Annotated in this window: 16 protein-coding genes and 1 pseudogene; 14 read left to right on the top strand and 3 right to left on the bottom strand. The window is 42.0% G+C overall.

The features are described 5' to 3' along the window. Together F6K20_RS04190 and F6K20_RS04185 are read left to right on the top strand one after the other, a co-directional pair. The coding region (locus tag F6K20_RS04190; protein WP_287293865.1) for a hypothetical protein at nt 1-868 on the top strand (868 nt) is incomplete at its 5' end. Continuing rightward, nucleotides 861-1,964: a hypothetical protein gene (locus tag F6K20_RS04185; protein WP_008191411.1), complete on the top strand. Its 1,104-nt coding sequence runs from the start codon at nt 861-863 to the stop codon at nt 1,962-1,964. The genes F6K20_RS04190 and F6K20_RS04185, both read left to right, overlap by 8 nt. Nucleotides 1,965-2,118: 154 nt before the next feature. Here the strand turns inward: F6K20_RS04185 and F6K20_RS04180 are convergent, their stop codons facing one another. Next, nucleotides 2,119-2,331 carry a hypothetical protein gene (locus F6K20_RS04180; protein ID WP_287293864.1) on the bottom strand — a complete coding sequence of 71 codons (213 nt, stop codon included), beginning with the start codon at nt 2,329-2,331 and terminating at the stop codon, nt 2,119-2,121. Here F6K20_RS04180 and F6K20_RS39805 point away from each other — a divergent pair. The 5 genes and pseudogenes from F6K20_RS39805 to F6K20_RS04160 form a co-directional block, all read left to right on the top strand. After that, a pseudogene (locus F6K20_RS39805) lies at nt 2,253-2,450 on the top strand (pentapeptide repeat-containing protein); the annotation flags it as partial. The gene F6K20_RS04180 and the pseudogene F6K20_RS39805 overlap by 79 nt on opposite strands. Next, nucleotides 2,422-4,686, top strand: coding sequence for a transglutaminase TgpA family protein (locus tag F6K20_RS04175; RefSeq protein WP_008191415.1), 2,265 nt, complete (start codon nt 2,422-2,424; stop codon nt 4,684-4,686). The pseudogene F6K20_RS39805 and the gene F6K20_RS04175, both read left to right, overlap by 29 nt. Before the next feature lie 118 nt (nt 4,687-4,804). After that, nucleotides 4,805-5,692, top strand: a complete 888-nt coding sequence (locus F6K20_RS04170) for an AEC family transporter (protein ID WP_287267733.1) — start codon at nt 4,805-4,807, stop codon at nt 5,690-5,692. Between the two features lie 182 nt (nt 5,693-5,874). Beyond that, nucleotides 5,875-6,102 (top strand): hypothetical protein, encoded by a 228-nt coding sequence (locus tag F6K20_RS04165; protein WP_287267734.1) that lies wholly within the window; start codon nt 5,875-5,877, stop codon nt 6,100-6,102. Between the two features lie 629 nt (nt 6,103-6,731). Beyond that, nucleotides 6,732-7,646, top strand: coding sequence for an MvdC/MvdD family ATP grasp protein (locus F6K20_RS04160; RefSeq protein WP_008191421.1), 915 nt, complete (start codon nt 6,732-6,734; stop codon nt 7,644-7,646). A 79-nt stretch (nt 7,647-7,725) separates the two neighbouring features. On the opposite strand, the gene F6K20_RS04155 is transcribed toward F6K20_RS04160, so the two are convergent. Both F6K20_RS04155 and F6K20_RS04150 read right to left on the bottom strand, forming a co-directional pair. Beyond that, the gene (locus F6K20_RS04155; protein WP_131826842.1) at nt 7,726-8,166 is read right to left on the bottom strand and encodes a surface-adhesin E family protein; all 441 of its coding nucleotides are present in this window, start codon (nt 8,164-8,166) and stop codon (nt 7,726-7,728) included. Nucleotides 8,167-8,264: 98 nt separating this feature from the next. Continuing rightward, nucleotides 8,265-9,389 carry an SGNH/GDSL hydrolase family protein gene (locus F6K20_RS04150; RefSeq protein WP_044495733.1) on the bottom strand — a complete coding sequence of 375 codons (1,125 nt, stop codon included), beginning with the start codon at nt 9,387-9,389 and terminating at the stop codon, nt 8,265-8,267. Nucleotides 9,390-9,747: 358 nt separating this feature from the next. Between F6K20_RS04150 and F6K20_RS04145 the strand changes: the two genes are divergently transcribed. The 7 genes from F6K20_RS04145 (at nt 9,748) to F6K20_RS04115 (ending at nt 18,246) form a co-directional block, all read left to right on the top strand. Beyond that, a complete protein-coding gene (locus tag F6K20_RS04145) occupies nt 9,748-9,996 on the top strand; it encodes a hypothetical protein (RefSeq protein ID WP_008191425.1) in 249 nt (82 codons plus the stop codon). After that, nucleotides 9,993-12,059, top strand: coding sequence for an AAA family ATPase (locus F6K20_RS04140; protein WP_287293862.1), 2,067 nt, complete (start codon nt 9,993-9,995; stop codon nt 12,057-12,059). Before F6K20_RS04145 ends, F6K20_RS04140 begins: the two co-directional genes overlap by 4 nt. Nucleotides 12,060-12,259: 200 nt before the next feature. Then, on the top strand, nt 12,260-12,886 hold the full coding sequence (locus tag F6K20_RS04135; protein WP_008191428.1) for a hypothetical protein: 627 nt from the start codon (nt 12,260-12,262) through the stop codon (nt 12,884-12,886). Nucleotides 12,887-13,289: 403 nt separating this feature from the next. Beyond that, entirely contained in the window at nt 13,290-14,690 is a 1,401-nt protein-coding gene (locus tag F6K20_RS04130) for a TldD/PmbA family protein (RefSeq protein ID WP_287250130.1), read from the top strand. Nucleotides 14,691-15,277: 587 nt separating this feature from the next. Further along, entirely contained in the window at nt 15,278-16,057 is a 780-nt protein-coding gene (locus F6K20_RS04125) for a 16S rRNA (uracil(1498)-N(3))-methyltransferase (RefSeq protein WP_287293867.1), read from the top strand. A 501-nt stretch (nt 16,058-16,558) separates the two neighbouring features. After that, a complete protein-coding gene (locus tag F6K20_RS04120; protein ID WP_008191437.1) occupies nt 16,559-16,993 on the top strand; it encodes a helix-turn-helix domain-containing protein in 435 nt (144 codons plus the stop codon). 368 nt (nt 16,994-17,361) lie between these two features. Then, nucleotides 17,362-18,246 (top strand): right-handed parallel beta-helix repeat-containing protein, encoded by an 885-nt coding sequence (locus tag F6K20_RS04115; protein ID WP_287293860.1) that lies wholly within the window; start codon nt 17,362-17,364, stop codon nt 18,244-18,246.

Genomic DNA, 18,246 nt, shown 5'->3' with positions numbered 1-18,246 from the left:
TACACCCCATCAAACGCCGACCAGTTACCAGGCGCGGCTGAATATGATTGAAGATTTCTTACAGGGATTCTATGCCGAAGCCTTAAATGCCTTTCGGCGGGAAACCTCCCTGGAGGAAACCTATCGTCCCCGCAGTCTCCTGGAACTATCAGAATATATGGCGTTTACAGAGCGCTATGGTAAACGACGTATTCCTTTACCCGGTCGCCGTTCCCAACAGTTGGTCATTCTACGTGCTCAAACCTTTTCCCAACAGCAACCTCCAGAAACCTCTGTGGATATGGATACAGCAGCGGAAGGAGCAGCACAGGAGTCAGATGCGACTTGGAATGATGCGGCGATCCAGCAGGTGCGGGAAGCAATGGTGTTATCAGACTCTGAACCCCTAGACTCCAGCCTGCGGGAAACTGTAATCAAAGAATTATTTGCCTATCTCGAAGAACGCCAGCAACATGATTGTGCAAATTACTTTACTCTGCGGCTGAAAGACCTGCCAACCAGGGAAATTGAGGAGATTTTAGGCATCAATCCCAGACAGCGGGACTATTTACAACAACGGTTTAAGTATCATCTGATTCGGTTTGCTCTGTCTCACCGCTGGGAATTGGTACATCAGTGGCTGGGAGCAGATTTGGATCGAAATCTGGGGCTAACACCAAAAGAATGGCAACGATTTCAACAAAAACTGAGCTCCCAACAGTCAGAATTACTTAAACTCAAACAACAAGGTTACTCCAATGAAGAAATTTCTAAGACCTTGGGTTGTACACTAAACCAGGCACAGAAGCGATGGTTTAAGTTGCTCGAAATTGCCTGGGATATTCGTAATAGTTCAGTATCCGGATCCGGTAGATCTAAAGATGAATAGTGACATAGATAACAATATGGACGCTTTCTATAGCCGCTTAATGGCTTGGCTAAAAGAGTCCCGTCCCGCTGCTTCAATACCATCAAACGGTCAAGTAAACGATACTGTACCTCTGGGTGAGACAACAGCAGCGGATTTTGACTTTGATGTATATCCCCTGGATTTATCAGAATCACTGGACTTGGAAAACTTGAACATTGTCCCTAATCACAATGGCGAAGCGGTTTTAGACCGCATGTGGGTGGATTCACTAGAATCGATCACCCATGATGACCTTACACTAGGCGGTGAAATCCGCCGCTACAACTTGGGAGAGATGTCAACCGTGCAAAATCGTTTCCAGACGCTATTGAAGCGCAAACTACAAGCTCAAATTGAACTTAACCCACCTCTGTTTCCTTGGGAGACAGAAATGTCAGACTATGAAACTGATATTGTTGACGCAATAGCAGAGTCTTGGGTTTCCGGAGTTAGGTTTTGGATGCCACAGTTGTCTAACTTGGCTTTACCAACTGCCATACCAGAAAACGTTTTATCTCAATTGCTAGAAGCCTGCTCTGAGGCAGTGTCTTCCCAGTATCAGCTAGGGGCTAAACTGGTTAGGGCAGTTCAAAAGCTGTTTCCTGACGAATTCTATGCCCTTAACTCCTGGAGTGGCACCATCTTGATGGGAAGTGCCCGTTCTACAGAACAACTACTGCCATCCCTACCTTACGAAGAAGCTAACAATGACCAAAAGATGGTCTTAGCTCTGTTAGCAGCTAAGGAAATTCTTACCACCCTGACCATTCCAGTTTCACCAAATCAAACTCCTGTGGAGCGCCAGTGGGAGACTAGTGCTGGTTTAGTGACTCTGCGAGCCGAATATCATCAAGAAGATGGTGTGTCTCAGCTACGGGTCAGCACTCGTTTGCCTAGAGGTGGTAGCTTAACTCTAGGTACACCTCAAGCCTCCGCAAAAGCAGAACGTACCTATCCAGGTTACCTGAGTGTAGAATCCTATGATTTACAACCGAATCAGATTTGTTCTATCGAGATTCGCTTCCATCATGGAGAACAGAAACCTTTGACCTTTGCAATCTGCCCGACAAATTAGTCAGAATACTTGCAGGTTAACAGGTGAATAGGTGAATAGGTTGCAGGTTAACAGGTTGCAGGTTGCAGCTTAACAGGTTAACAGGTTGCAGGTGAATAGGTGAATAGGTGAATAGGTTGCAGGTGAATAGGTTAACAGGTTGCAGGTGAATAGGTTAACAGGTTGCAGGTGAATAGGTTAACAGGTTGCAGGTGAATAGGTTAACAGGTTGCAGGTGAATAGGTTGCAGGTTATAACCTTCAACATTCCAACCTTCAACATTCCAACCTTCAACATTCCAACCTTCAACATTCCAACCTTCAACATTCCAACCTTCAACATTCCAACCTTCAACATTCCAACCTTCAACATTCCAACAACATTCCAACCTTTAACATTCCAACCTTTAACATTCCAACCTTTAACATTCCAACCTTTAACATTCCAAGCTTGACATATAACCTATCACGCATCTACCATGGTGAGTCAGTTTTGGCAGCGTCTTGAGGCGAAGCCATTGCCTCCTACAGAGGAGTCGATTTCGTTAAGGGTGTTGGTACAGGCACTGGTAGTAGTAGGAATTGTGGCTGTTGATGTCGCCGCATCTACCTTCTGGAGTCTTTGGGCAGTACCCTTAAGTATTGTGGGAGCAACCTGGAGTTGGTATCGTCGTCGCCAACGTAACATTGCTCTGAAATTCTTGCTGGCATTGGGGATGTTGCTGGCATTGGGAGCCTTTTTGGGCAATGTATTCAGTCAGCTCAATGATACCCGCTTGGCTCTGGCTCAGTTGTTAGTTCAGCTGCAAATTCTCCATAGCTTTGACTTGCCGCGCCGCAAGGATTTAGGCTATTCGATGGTAATTGGGCTAATCCTGTTGGGGGTCGCTGGTACTGTGAGTCAGACTCTGGCGTTTGCCCCTCTGTTGTTAGTATTTTTAGCGATCGCATTACCGGTTCTTGTCCTGGATTACCAGTCACGCTTGGGTATATCTACGGAAAAAAAAGGTAAAAAATTATATTGGTTTAATCCACACTCCTCACCCATACCCCTAAAGCGTCTCATTTTATTCATCGGGGTAATTATGGCGCTAGGGTTAACGATTTTTGCTCTGATGCCTCGTTTCCCTGGTTATCAAATCCAGATGTATCCCGTCAGTGCTCCTGGGGAAATGGCAAACCGGAGATTTGATTCACAAAATAGGTTAATTGTTAACCCTGGCTATGTAAGTGAAGGGAAACAGCAAGGGGAAAATGGTAGTGGTGACTCTCAAAACGCTACGGGTTCTGGTGAGTTGGATGAGACATTTTACTATGGCTTTAATAGCAAGATTAACCAGAATCTGCGGGGAGAACTCAAACCTAAGGTAGTGATGCGGGTGCGTTCTCAAGCACCGGGATTTTGGCGAGTGCTAGCGTTTGACCACTACACGGGTCAGGGTTGGGAAATTTCTCGGGATAATCAAGTTCAGAAAATAACTCGACCAAGCTGGTCCTATCGCTTCCAACTCTTACCTGCCTTGATCACAGGTCAAACCAAAAAGGTAATTCAAACCTATACAGCTGTATCAGAATTGCCGAATCTGATTCCCGCTTTGGCCTATCCTAACGAATTGTTCTTTCCGTCGCGGGAAATAGGTATTGGAGCAGAAGGCAGTTTGCGATCGCCTTTAGGTTTAGTAGAAGGACTAACCTATACCGTAATATCAGAAGTTCCATTTCGCGATCGCACTAAGTTGCAGCAAGCTGGGGATAACTACCCCAAGTCGATTCAAAACTACTATCTGGATATTCCTGCTCAAATTGCTGTGAGGGTCAGGCAACGTACTGAAGAACTCCTAGCCACTTCAGAAAAACCTCTTACTTCTTCCTATGAAAAAGCCTTGTATCTAGCCCAGGCGGTTAAGCAGCGTTATCGCCTCCCCCAAGACCCCTCACAATTCCCTTTTTTAGAAGAAAATCAAGATTTGGTGGAAGCCTTTCTCTTCAAGTATCAAGGTGGTTATCCCGACCACTTTTCCACCACCCTCACGATTATGCTCCGTTCCATAGGCATCCCAGCCCGATTAGTGGCTGGATTTGGCACTGGCGAATTTAACCCCTTTACCGGGTTTTACATCGTCCGCAATACTGATGCCTATGCCATGACTGAGGTTTATTTCCCTCAATACGGTTGGTTTGCCTTTGACCCCATCCCAGGTCATGAATTGCTGCCCCCCTCCGTCGAGCAATATCAAACCTTTAGTGTCTTGCGGCAGTTTTGGCAGTGGGTAGCAGGTTGGCTCCCCTCACCAATCACTGGTTTACTGAGCAACCTATGGCATTTCACCATTGGTACCATTATCCGAATATTTGTTGGATTGTGGAAGATGGTATCTAGTGGTTGGTTAGGTATGTTGAGCGGCTTGATATTAGCGATCGCATTTGGTTTTCTGAGCTGGCTAGGTTGGCATCAGTGGAAAAACTGGCGCTATCGTTTCTGGTTGGCAACATTGCCACCAATGGAACAGATTTACCAGCAAATGATCAAGATTTTAGCAACCAAAGGGTATGTCAAACATCCGACTCAAACTCCCCTAGAGTACGCTAGCTGTATAAGTCAAGACCAGCCTCAAGCATCCGCTGAGGTCATTGAGCAGATTTCCCATGCTTATATCCGTTGGCGTTATGGAGGTCACAGACCTAATATTAAACAACTGCGGCGGCGACTGAAGCAGTTTAGCAAAAATAGGTTTAAGGTTTAAGGTTTAAGGTTGAATGTTGAATGTTAAAGGTTGCTTGAAGGTCAACAGTCAACGGTCAACACTAAACGGTTAATAAAAAGACTTTTGCTTTAATGGGGTTCATCTCAGTATTTATCTAATGACTGTTATTCTACCTGCTGTCGTTTCGGTCGGTTTAATTATCCTGATTGGATTTATTGCTGGTCGCACGTTATCTCTGGACAAGCAAACTCTTTCTCAGCTATCTCTTTATATTCTGGTACCAGCGTTGATAGCAGACAGCTTGTATCGGACAACACTGTCTACCGAAAGCACCACTGGTTTAGTTGCTGGCTTGATCATTACCGCTGTGTTGCTTTACCTACTGAGTTGGGGGTTAGGCAAACTGTTGAAATTACCAGCAGTTGTCCAAAAAAGCTTTATGGTTGCTGCTATTTTTCCCAATGCTGGAAACTTGGGGCTTCCTCTCAATTCCTTTGCCTTTGGTACACCGGGTTTAGAACGCGCTATAGTTTACATGATCACAGCTGCCTTGTTGATGTTTGCTATTTGTCCCGCTTTACTTAAAGGGGGTAGTATTAGTTCTGGAGTGCGCTTAACCCTAAAACTACCGCTACTCTGGGCAATGCTGGCAGGATTAACCTGGCGTTTATTGCGCTTAAAACTGCCTTTAGGGCTAGATAAGGGTATTCACCAGTTGGGTATGGCAGCAATCCCTATCGATTTAATTGTGTTGGGGATACAATTGTCCCGCACCCGTTTGGTAATAGGACGGTATGAGGTGCTTGCGACTAGCTTGCGTTTGTTGGTAGCTCCCCTAATTGCCCATACCGTTGGTCAAGCATTGGGACTGGAGGGATTAAATTTACAGGTGTTGGTGTTACAAAGTGCCATGCCTGTAGCAATTAGTACGGTAGTCTTGGTCACTGAGTTTGGGGGAGATGCTCCGGTAGTAGCACGGACAGTGGTTTTGTCTACCTTAGTGAGTTTCCTTTCTCTTCCCCTAGTTTTGTGGGCCACTACTTAGTTAGTATTTATCCATGAATAAGAGCTAAAGTAGAGAATTAACGGATATAGAATTGTAAAAGATTTAACAGGATCAGTAATTATCTGGATTACGAAAGCCAGGTTATTTTGTCATGGTTACATACAGAGATTATTTCTCTGACCATCTTTTTGAACTAGCGCTTTCAGCAATTCAAAGCAGTCATGAATACTCAACTTGCCAGTCCACCTGCTCAACACGACAGTTTAAATGTCCCTACTCGCCAAAGCTCATGTAAAGAAGGAGGTATTGTTACGGATGGAATTGGAGAAGATGGCGTTGCTGATTATGCGTATGGTTTTGCCCCCCTAGCCCCCCAATTCTGGGGGGAACAAAACTATCAAAGTCCCCCAGAATTGGGGGATTTAGGGGGCTTCAATCAAACCAAATGATCGCGCATTCATTCCTTAATTCAGCAACGCCGAGAAGATGGCAATATTACCACCTTCGCGATCGAGGAAGAAGGGGGTGCAAGCACAAAGCGCCTTGTCATAAGAAGGGGGAGACCTGCTTGAAGCCTTGAGTAACAACCTAACTGCTATCGAACACAAACAACATCTCTCAGGTATTGACCTTAAACCATTACCAGTGAAAAGAATCTCAAGATTGGCACACTTGCCAATTTTTTAGTAATTATAAAGATTAGGGCATATAGCAATCCTATAGGATTGCTATAGTGAGAAATGTCGCCCTCAAGGGGTAAGCCATCTAGTGACAATTCCCTGGACCGATTAGCAGCGTTTTTCAGCATTTAGGCAATTTGTCAACAGAGTGCACTATATTTTCGGAGTAATATCAGGATGTATTTAACTATAAAATTTAGCTGTGATCAGGGAAATATAACTTATAGTATACCAAAATTAATTTGGCTTAGAGTGTGTTTTAAAATACCAATTTATTACCAAACAAAGTATGATATTGACTTGATTAGCCACACTATTATCTAGTAAACCGAAACAAAAAAAGAACTTGGGTAATCAGCAGAACAGTATAAATACTAGTTCGTTTTGTTTGGCAATAGATGAATATTTTAATTTTGGGCAACCCTGAAGATACTCACGCTGCGCATATCAACTATGCTCTGACTAAGGCTGGAGGCAAGACAAACTATCTCGATACCTCTCTGTTTCCTACTAAATTACGCCTATCTTGGCAGCCACACACTAACGATGGAATTCTCACCCTATCCGATGGCTATCAATTACGTCTGAGAGATATTCGTAGCATCTTTTGGCGTAATTTTTCTGGAGTTCAAATTCCCCCAATCAAAAATCCATTACAGCATAGAGTTGCTTTTAATGATGCTATGAGTACCCTAAGAACGTTGATGCAAGGAACCTCAATTCACTGGGTTAACTCATGGCAAGCTTATGAATTTCATAAGGAAAAACCTCTACAATTGAGCAAAGCTCAACAAATGGGTGTAACGATTCCCCATACTCTAATTAGTAATGATCCAGACGCTATCATTAAGTTTACGAAGTCTTATGAGCAAGTAATTTTTAAGCCAGTCTATGGTGATGCTCATGTCCAGTTTTTAACAGAACAACATCTACAACCTGAACGACTAAACTTAGCCCTGCGGCTTTCTCCTGTTACTATACAGGAGTATATCCCTGGCACCAATATTCGCACCTATGTAATTGGGGACTCGATGTACTCGGCAGAAATTCGCTCCAAGTCTCTTGACTTTCGAGAAGATATCGATGCTCAATTGATTCCGGTCAGGCTGCCAAAGACCGTGCAACAGCAGTGTAAAGCTATCACTAGAGCGTTTTGGCTCCAGTGGACGGCGATTGACTGGCGTTTAAAGCCAAATGGTGAATACGTGTTTCTTGAAGCTAACCCCAGTCCGATGTTTTTACACTTTGAGCAACAAACTGGTTTCCCTATCACCCAAGAATTAGTTAATCTTCTGATCAGTGATATCAATTGAGTCCTGAGTCGGAAAGTGCAGAGTTCCGACTCCACAGTTAACTGTCAACAATTAACAATCAACAATTAACAGTTAACAGTCAACGGTTAACAACATTAGTCTTAGACTTACAAGCTAAGGTGTGAAAACCATTCATGACATGAACCGTTGGAGTATCGGGTGTGGGTATTGTGTACCAATCATTCTCCGATTCTTCCCGGCTGATTATACTACCCTGGGAATCGTATTGTTCAAAACGCGATGTACGTATGGAACGCTCAGGGCAATTAACTTGAACCGTGATAATGGCAGAATACACTCCTGGTTCGAGAGGATTACCAAATACTATCCTACTATCAAAGGAGTGGATGGGATTGCCCATTTCATCAGTGGTGGTGACCAAAGAATCGACATCAAAGTAGTGGATATTGCCTGTCTGAGCATTTGACATGACTCTGACCCAACGCCTTGGTTTTGTCTGAGCTATAGCAGTCTGAGATAGACAAGCGATCGCAGATAAGATTAACAGAAATTTACCCATAGAATTTACCAATAGTAGTATCAATTTATTTAGTATCAATTTAGTATCAACGGTGACAGCTCGGAAAGCTGCCACTGTGTTACACTTAATAGTAAAATCTAGCAGGATTTATTCAACTGTTTCCGAAGCAACCAGGCAAGCCCTATCACTCCTAAGGAAGCAGAAGACACTGGTTCTGGTACAGACTTAGATTCAGGCTTGTCTTGGGACTTAAGTGCTGCTAAGGTGGATTCCGCTAGGATCTGATGGCCAGCTGTCGTTGGGTGGAAGCTATCCCAGAATAAAAACTCGTCTGGATTAGCACAGGCAATCAACGTTGCTTGATCTAAGCACGTTTCCGTCACATTCGTGAAACCAAAGTCTCCAGGATTGGTCACAACCTGATTAAATAGGTCATATTCATCAAAGAATATCAGGTTAATGTCAGGTAATGATTGGCTCAAAACCTTAAGGGTGGAGTCCAACACAGAGTTATGCTGCTCGATCAAATCCGTGAGGCGAGTCGATAATGCACTACCTAGCCTCAGTGATTGAGGTATCTTTCCCAAATCCGGTAAGTTAAGCACTAGGAAATTGCGAGCACCAAAGTTATACAGGGAGTTCAGTGCTGTCTGTATATTCCCGACGACCTCAGTAGGATTAGGAGGTTCCACACTCTGGTAATCATTAGCACCTGACCACAGAATATAGAGGGCGTTGGGGTCAGCCATCTGATCAGATACGATTAGGTCATTGGTAAACCCTGGGACTTGGGTGAGTAATCCCGGTACAACCTCCCCGAACTGACCAATCCCAGCCAATCCGGTTCCAGCACCACCAAAAGCAAAGTTTACGCTTTGAGTAGTCGTCGCACCATTGAAGAAAAAACTCACCCGAGGGCCATCGGGAGTGATAGTGATTGGAGACAGTATCGGGGAATCCGGTAACAGCAACGACAAATCAGTAGATCGCTTCAGGTCTATGTCCAGAGCATCTGCTAGATAATCTACCCAGATCGGACCATTGCTAGAACGTCCCTGAAAGTAGGGTGGACTCTGGGGGATGATGGGAAGAGTGGGATTTAGCTGATTGCTTGCCTTACTGATATTGAACAAATTGCCAGTATCCGATAGGCTATCACCAAACACATAAAGATTAGTGAAATCTAAATCATATGCCCTAGCTTCAGAGGGCAACATTAAAGATAATAGAGAAAATCCGAAAGCCGTAATTGCGTTTTTCATTTTTGATTGTCTGTGATTGTGGGCAGGTTTCAATCGAAAACTAAAAACCTACAGAGATAGAGTACTGCTTTGGGTGACTCTCTTTATTAAGAGCTGGCAAAATTTTTGGGTTATAGTATAAATAAACAATAAAGTCTTACAATAAATTTAGTCAGGCTGGATATGGTATCATGTCCGGGAACATCGATAGTGTAAAGCGTGGGTAATTGATAATTGGTAATCGGGAATTGGTAAGTGTGATTACTACCAAGCTATTCCCTATTTACCCTTACCGATTACTAAAATAAACAACAAATAACACTACCGAAACAACCGGACACGATCTGACAGGTTAGTCGCTTTTTTAAAAAATACGGTTATGACATTTAGATACTCTACCAGTGGTGCTACATCAGTCATTTCCAGAAGAGTAGCTGAAAAATCTTCTACTTATTCTCCTAGCAAGAATGAACTCCATGATGTCCAGGAGCCGATTATCACTGCTCCCCTAGAAGTGCGCCGAATTATAGAGCGAGTCTTGCAGGCAGAAAAGGATAAACTCTATATGAAAACTCCCCGTAATATTAATGATGATATCCTGAGAATTGTCAAGGAAGAAGTTCAATGAAGCTGCTATCTATTCAGCTATTTAATTTTCGTCAGTTTTATGGTAAGACTCCCGTGATTGTGTTAGCCAGTGGCGAGCGAAACACTACGATTATTCATGGGAATAATGGTGCAGGTAAGACTACCATCCTGAATGCTTTTTCGTGGGTACTCTATGAAAAGTTTAGTGCTGCTTTTGCTTCAGAAGACCAACTGCTGAATAAGCGAGCTCTTGCTGAAGCTCAGTTCAATAAACCAGTAGACTGTTGGGTAGAAGTGGCATTTGAACATAATAATAAACGCTACCAAGTCAAACGTCTATGTCGTACTTACAAAACTGAGTTAGGAGTCGATCAAGGTAACACAGAATTGTATCTCCAAATCGCTGGAGATGATGGACGCTGGTTATTACCTCAACAACTACCCGAGGATATCATTGGTCAAATTTTACCAGCTAGTTTGCACCAATACTTCTTTTTTGATGGGGAACGAATTGAGCAACTGGTACGCTCCGATAAAAAGTCAGAAGTTGCGGAAGCAACCAAGACCTTGCTAGGGGTAGAAGTTTTAAATCGCTCCATTAAACATTTAAGGGAAGCGAAAAAAACCTTAGACTATGAATTGTCTTTAATTGGCGACTCTGAAACTAAGCAATTGCTTAAACAACAGCGAAAATCGGAAAAGAAGAGCCAGAGTCTAATCAAGCGTCAAAGGGAAATCAAGCAGGAGTTAGAGGAGCAAGATGAGCTAAAGAAGATAATTGGTCAACGGTTATTAGAACTCGGTGGCGCTCAGGAGTTACAACAACTGCGGGATGAACTAGAAGCTAGAGAAAAGTTAATTAGAGAACAGCTAAAACAAAGCCAAAATATCTTGAAACGAGCTATATCAACTCGTGGCTATACGGTGCTGCTCTCAGAGGTAAGCTCAACTTTTCAAGAGATTGTCAAAGACTTAATAACGGAAAGAGGGGAATTACCTGTTGGGATTAAGCGGCAATTTGTTGGGGATTTACTTAAACACAAGCGCTGTATCTGTGGTGTAGAATTAACTGAGGGAACTCATGCTCATCAGCAAGTAGCAGCCTGGATGGATAAAGCCGGAATGGCTGAAGTGGAAGAAACCGCAATAAGGATGGGTTCCCAGGTTGATGAAATTAACCAACAGGTGCCTGAGTTTTGGCAGGATGTTGACCAACAACAAGATACTATTGCTCAGGGAAGAACTGAGCTTTCTAGAATTGAGACCCAACTAGATGATATCAAGAAAAAGTTACGTAACTTTCCCGATGAGGATATCAGTCACCTCCAACAACAATTGGATGAGATAGATACTAGGATTCGGGAGCTAACCCTAGAGCAAGGAGGTAATCAACAACAAATTGAACAGTTGGATACAGACATTGACTTAAAGGATAAGCAGATTGCTAAGCACAAAATGAATGAAAGTAAGCAGGCGTTGATACAGCGACGGATTGCTGCTGCTCAAGATTCTATTGAACGGTTAATTGAAGTTAGGGAACGTTTAGAAACTCAGTTTCGGACTTCTTTGGAAAAACGAGTACAGGAGATATTTATCTCAATTTCATTTACACCTTACATTCCTAAGTTGAGTGATAAGTATGAGTTAACCTTAGTAGAAAGTACTCTTGGGGAAGAAAACCTAGTTGCTGCGTCTACGGGAGAGAATCAGATTCTAAGTTTATCCTTTATCGGCGGAATTATTGACCGAGTTAGGGATTGGAGTCAAGAGCATTCTCTGATGGGACCCGATAGTAGTACTTTTCCTATTGTAATGGATTCTCCCTTTGGAAGCTTGGATGAAATCTATCGCCGACGAATTGCTAATATCTTACCTAGACTGGCGAATCAATTAGTAGTTTTAGTGACTCAGACTCAGTGGCGAGGAGAAGTGGCTGATGAGATACTTCCTTTTCTTGGTAAAGAGTATGTGTTGACTTACAATTCTCCTAAGTCTGATTGTGAAGAAGATATTATTGAGCTAGCTGGAAATCGTTATGATTTGGTAAGGCGTAGTCCAAATCAGTTTGAATATACTGAGATTGTTGAGGTAGATTATGAGTAACTATTCAGCTTATGCTTAGATGGGCAAATTACCATAGTTTCAATACTCTCAATCTCGAATGATTAAATTCTCCTGTTCCAGATTTATTTTAAGCTGTTCGCGTAGGATGAGCTTTTAGCTCACGGCTGACAGCTGACCACTGAATTCTTATGATAGTACCTCAAAGGATTGATAACAGCTACATATAGCTAGCTAAAGCCATGTCTTACAGTGAATTTACTCTAGATACACTCAAACATCAATTTAACCTATCGATTCAAGAACGAGTTAACTTATTTGAATCAGTTGAACCAGTTACTCCTAGTCCTTTATTGAAAGAGATTTTAGAAGAAAACCTACCTCTAGGATTGGAAATCGATACGGAAAAAGCGCGCTCTGAATTGATTGTTGCTCCTATTTTAGTGGAAATTCGCAAGCAATTCAAGCGTCAAATCAGCCTTTTCTCTGGCACAGAGTTTACTATTGATAAAAGTAAAGGGCTAAACGGTAGGTGTGATTTTATCATTAGTCATTCTCCTGAACAGTTGGAGGTTACTGCTCCTATTGCTATTCTAGTAGAAGCCAAAAATGATAACCTTAAATCCGCTATCCCTCAGTGTATTGCTGAAATGGTTGCTGCTCAAATTTTTAATGAGCACAAAAATAATCCTATTCCGTTTATCTATGGTGGAGTCACAACTGGAAGCCTATGGAAATTTCTCAAATTAGTCAAAAATTCGGTTTATATTGAGTCAGAAGAACACTTTATTGGTAATTTAGATGCTCTGCTCGGTATTCTGTCACATATTATTAATAGCACTCGCCCTCAATCTGTTGCTGAAAGTTAGTGATAATTTTGGGATAGTGGCAAGAAAAGTCGGTAAGTAAATAGACACTACATCAAGGGTTAAGCAATAATATTATTGGTCTAATTCTTATTGTTATGATTATCGAAATAATTAAAATTTAGAATAACGTCGATAATTATGTATAATAAGGTTAATTGTTACAAGTAGTCAATATTATTGAAGTGACTAGGGTTGAGGCTTACCTTACTGCTTATGTTGAATAATCTAAGGGGTAAATTATGCTATAATAGTGTAAGTTTTAACATGATATGACGTAAAACAAAGAACATAAGCTGTTCGCGTAGCGTGTGTGTAGCACATAAGCTGACGACTAAATGCTTACGATAGCACTAGAGCCCCTACTCATTGCACAATAGAATAGTTATTTGCTCTTTCCCCTACTATGCCAATTGTCCTAACTGATACCAAAAACTTACTCTGTGACCTAATTGCTCAATATGGCTCCCGTGTCGATTACTTAGCTATTCGCTTAGAAGAAGCCGAAGGAACTAGCATTTTATTACGGGGTGACAAGATAGAAACCCTTAGTGAAGGTCTTTCTATCGGTGGACAAGTAAGAGCATGTTATAATGGAGGATGGGGTTTTTCGAGTTTTAACCAGCTTAGCGCTATTAAAGAACGAGTCGAAGACGCGATCGCAGCAGCTAGGATTGTGGGTAATCAAGAAACCACCCTTGCTCCCATTGAACCAAGACAGGATGTTTGTAAGTTACCCCTGACTGGTACAGACCCTAGACAAATTCCCTTGGCGCAGAAGAAAGCATTATGCGATCGCTACAATCAAATTCTCAGAAGTTATGACAGTAGCATTGCTACCACTTCTGTCCGGTATGGGGATGTTAACCAGCGCATCATCATTGCTACTTCCGAAGGTACCTTGATAGAGCAATCTTGGGCAGATCTGGAAATGCGTTTTGCTGCTACTGCTCGTAATGGCGATAGTGTCCATACTGGTAGAGAAACCATTGGCTCTCGCCAAGGCTATGACGACCTGACCAATCTTGATCAACAAGTCCATGGAGCAGCTCAACGTGCTGTAGATGCTCTATCCTTACCACCTGTAACTGGTGGTAATTATACAGTAGTTATCGACCCCATCCTGACTGGTTTGTTTGTTCACGAAGCCTTTGGACACCTTTCTGAAGCCGACATGGCTTATGAAAATCCTGACTTACTAGAAGTGATGAGTATAGGGCGTCGTTTTGGCTCAAAGGAGTTGCAAATCTTTGATGGAGCTGCGACCCAAGGACACCGGGGTAGCTATTTCTACGATGATGAAGGCACTCCAGCCACTACCACTCAGTTGATTAAAGATGGTGTATTAGTTGGACGTCTTCACTCCCGTGAAACTGCTGGTAAGTTAGGCGAAACCCCTACTGGTAATGCTCGTTGTCTCAATTACCACTATCCCCCGATTGTTCGGATGACTAATACTTGGATAGGACCCGGAGCTACTCCAGTAGCAGAGTTATTCGATGATATCCCAATAGGAGTCTATGCTCGAAATTGGCTAGGAGGTATGACTAATGGTGAAATGTTTACCTTTAGTGCTGGAGAAGCGTGGATGATTCGCAATGGTCAAATTGCTGAACCTGTGCGAGATGTCACTCTTTCTGGTAATGTGTTCAAGACCTTAGCTGATATTGAAGCTATTGGTGATGATTTCTATTGGGATGAATCCGGTGGCTGTGGTAAAGGTGGACAAAGCGGCTTAGCTGTAGGTTGTGCAGGACCAAGCTTAAGGATTCGGAATGTGGTAGTTGGTGGAGAAATTGAAGGTTGAAGGTTTGGAGGTTGAAGGTTGAAGGTTGAAGGTTGTCTGTCAGAATGAAGAATTTAGAATGAAGAATTTAGAATGAAGAATTTAGAATGAAGAATTTAGAATGTAAAATTTAGAATGTAAAATTTAGAATTTAGAATGAATTATACATTCTGGTTGTTCCGTACTTGTTATCCTAAATAAACAGTCTGTAGTCTGTAACAGGGAAAAGCGGCTCTGGAAATAACAGTGGTCAAAGGCCGTATTCAGAAAATTTTATCAGTTAAATAGCCTAATTTTCCCTGTAGATTAAGCTTTATGAGCTTTTTAACGGCAATTATAGCATAAAAGGTACTGAAGAGCCAAAATTCTAAATTCTAAATTCTAAATTCTAAATTCTAAATTCTAAAATGTTGAATAGCCTAATTTACCCTGTAGATTAAGCTTTCTGAGTTTTTTAACTGGAATTTTAGCATAAAAGCTACTGAAGAGCCAAAATTCTAAATTCTAAATTCTAAATTCTAAATTCTAAATTCAAAAATATCGAAGCCTATTCTCTGTGATTGTTATTTAATCCGGAATTCCCTACAACTGCGGCAACAGTAATGACTATGCAACGGTTGGTGATATCACCAACACAGTGTCAAGACCAAGGGATTGTTTTAACTGATGCCCAACAGCATTATCTAATTAGAGTGTTGCGGCTGAGAAAGGGCGATCGCTTTATTGCTATGGATGGAGAGGGTGGCTGGTACGTTAGCGAGTTGAATGGTGATTTGACTCAAGCTAAAATTGTCGCATCTGAGCACATTCAAACTGAATTGTCTAAACAGGTAACCTTGATGGCTGCGATGCCTAAAGGGAGTGGATTTGAGCAAATTTGTCTGATGGCAACAGAGTTGGGAGTTACTCGGATTGTGCCGTTGAAAAGCGATCGCACTTTACTCAATCCTAGTCCTCAAAAGCTCCAGAGGTGGCGGCGCATCACCCAAGAAGCAGCAGAGCAATCAGAACGGGAAGTTGTGCCGAAAATTCTTGAACCTGTTGACTTTTCCGATAGTCTTCATTTACCGGAAACCCGAGAAGCCTATCGCTATATTTGTGTAGCTCGGGGAAAGGCTCCCCATCTACTCAATTGCTTATTAGATTTACGATTAGGATTGGATACTGGTCAAACAGACCCTGCTCAACATCCTGGCATTGTCATTGCTACCGGACCGGAGGGTGGTTGGACAACTCAAGAGCTAGAACAAGCTACTGCTGCTGGATTTATAGCTGTTTCTCTAGGAAGTCGCATTCTTCGAGCTATCACTGCTCCTATTGTTAGCTTGTCTATAGTAGCAGCAGCGTCGGAGTCATCAGTTAAGACAAAAGGTGATAATTTTGCTTGAGCAATTAATAACATGATCCGCAACTGAGCCAATAAACTGGGTTTGTCCATGATTCAATTCAATTACTATAGCGCTAGTTTAAGTAATTGAATTGAATCTAATTATCCCATACAACCCTTAACTCCTATAAAAGGGTAGCGCTAGTACAATTTGGTGATCAAATTTTACAAAACTATAACGCTATATAAACTAACTAAAAAATAGCGCTAGATAATTTTTGACTTGACTAAGTCGCTATTTAAAAAATAAAACCAATGACTTGATCTATCCCTTAAGCCTTGAAGAAAATTAGCGCTATAGTAAAGTGTCCATAAATCCCAGAAATAAATTAGCGCTACAGTATAATAATTAATCCTAATCATCCCATATAGTCTTTACCACTCATAAAAGAGTAGCGCTATTAAAATTCCCTGCATCACTTTGTAAAAATTTGTAAATATTTCCCACAACCAGAAATAATGTGCTAAGCTAAGTATAGCGCTATTTAAAGGAGCAAAAAAAATGACAGTGGTCGGAACTACCCAAGCAGCTTTTCTTCTAGGGATTTGTGTCCAACGAGTCCGTCAACTTCTGAAAAATGGCAGAATTAAGGGCGCTCAAAAAGTCGGCAGATTTTGGCAAATTCCTCTATTTAACGGCTTGCCCAAGGTCAGTCCCGGTCGCCGTGGACCAAAGGGAACCTGGAGAAGAGGTTTCCAAAAGGTGGCCACTTACGTTCATGTCAACCAGAACGTGATTAGGCAAAATAAAAAGAACAACACCTACGAGCCTGTCCTAACCGTCAAACAAGGTAACCGCAACACCTACGGTCATTATGTGGAAATCAAAGGACCGTCTCGGTTGGTTTATCAACCCAATTGTCCCAAGGATTGTGGAGCTACAGTGTGGCTGGAAGTTGATCCTTCTGTGGAAATTTTGACTAAACTTTTTGGCTAGTGGGACTTTACTATTTTTGGGTCTGTTTAGGGGAACTAGCGGTGAATCGTTCTCCCAATCTGGGGTGAGCGCTCATGTGAGTGTAAGATTTTGTCAAACTTTATTGGCGCTGATTGCTTTTAAGACCTTCAAAATTTCTGCCTTCTGCCTTAAAAAGATAAGCAAAGTACTTCACCCAATTAAAAACTGCTATACTATTTATTTATCTAAGTAAACCTGCGGCATGCATGTAGGATAGAGTTTCATCAGCAATCTTGATCTATATAAAAATTTATTTGGGATAGAAAGAGAGACGCTTCTTCTATCAATAACTTGGGAACTGCTTATAAAGTTATTTTTTGTCGTTTTACCGAAAATACTTTTAGACTGTGACAAGTAATTTTAATTCAAATAAAACCGTAGTTGTTGCTAAATCGGATAGGGCTGACTACACAACAATTGGCGAGGCGATTAAAAATTCCCAACCTGAAACCAGAATTTTAGTAAAGCCAGGGATTTACAGAGAAAGTATTGTTATTGATAAATCCCTAGAAATTTTAGGAGATGGTAAAGCCTCCGATATCGTTATTGAGGCCACTAATCTGAACTGTATTCTGATGCAAACAGACTATGCAATAGTGCGAGGCTTCACTTTGCGAGAATCCACTGTAGGTGTGTGTATTCCCAAGGGAGAGTTAATCCTTGAAGATTGTGATCTGACCGCCTATGACTGTGGTATAGTTATTTGTGATTCTAAAGCAAATCCCATTATTCGTCGCTGCTGTATTCATGATGGGCAAGGTAACGGTATTAAGATTAAAGATAATGGTCAAGGAGTAATAGAAGACTGCGACATTTATGGTCATACTTATCCAGGAGTGGAGATCTCTAAAGGTGGCAATCCCATGATCCATCGCTGCCGTATTAATGATGGTAAACAAAACGGAATTTGGATTACAGACAATGGATTAGGAGCTATAGAAGACTGCGACATATATGGCAATACTTATTCAGGATTGAAGAGCGATAAAGGTAGCAATCCTACTATCCGTCGCTGTCGTGTTTATGATGGTAAACGAAGCGGAATTTGGATTACAGACAATGGATTAGGAATCCTAGAAGACTGCGACATCTATGGCAATACTTATCCAGGAGTGCAGATCGATAAAGGTAGCAATCCCGCAATCCGTCACTGTCGTATTTATGATGGTAAAGGATACGGAATTTGGATTCAAGACAATGGATTAGGAACTCTAGAAGACTGCGACATCTAA

This window comes from Moorena sp. SIO2C4, from assembly GCF_010672485.1.
Classification (GTDB): Bacteria; Cyanobacteriota; Cyanobacteriia; order Cyanobacteriales; family Coleofasciculaceae; genus Moorena; species Moorena producens.
Note: the sequence above shows the minus strand (reverse complement) of the source record. Positions and strands in the feature narration are given on the sequence as shown.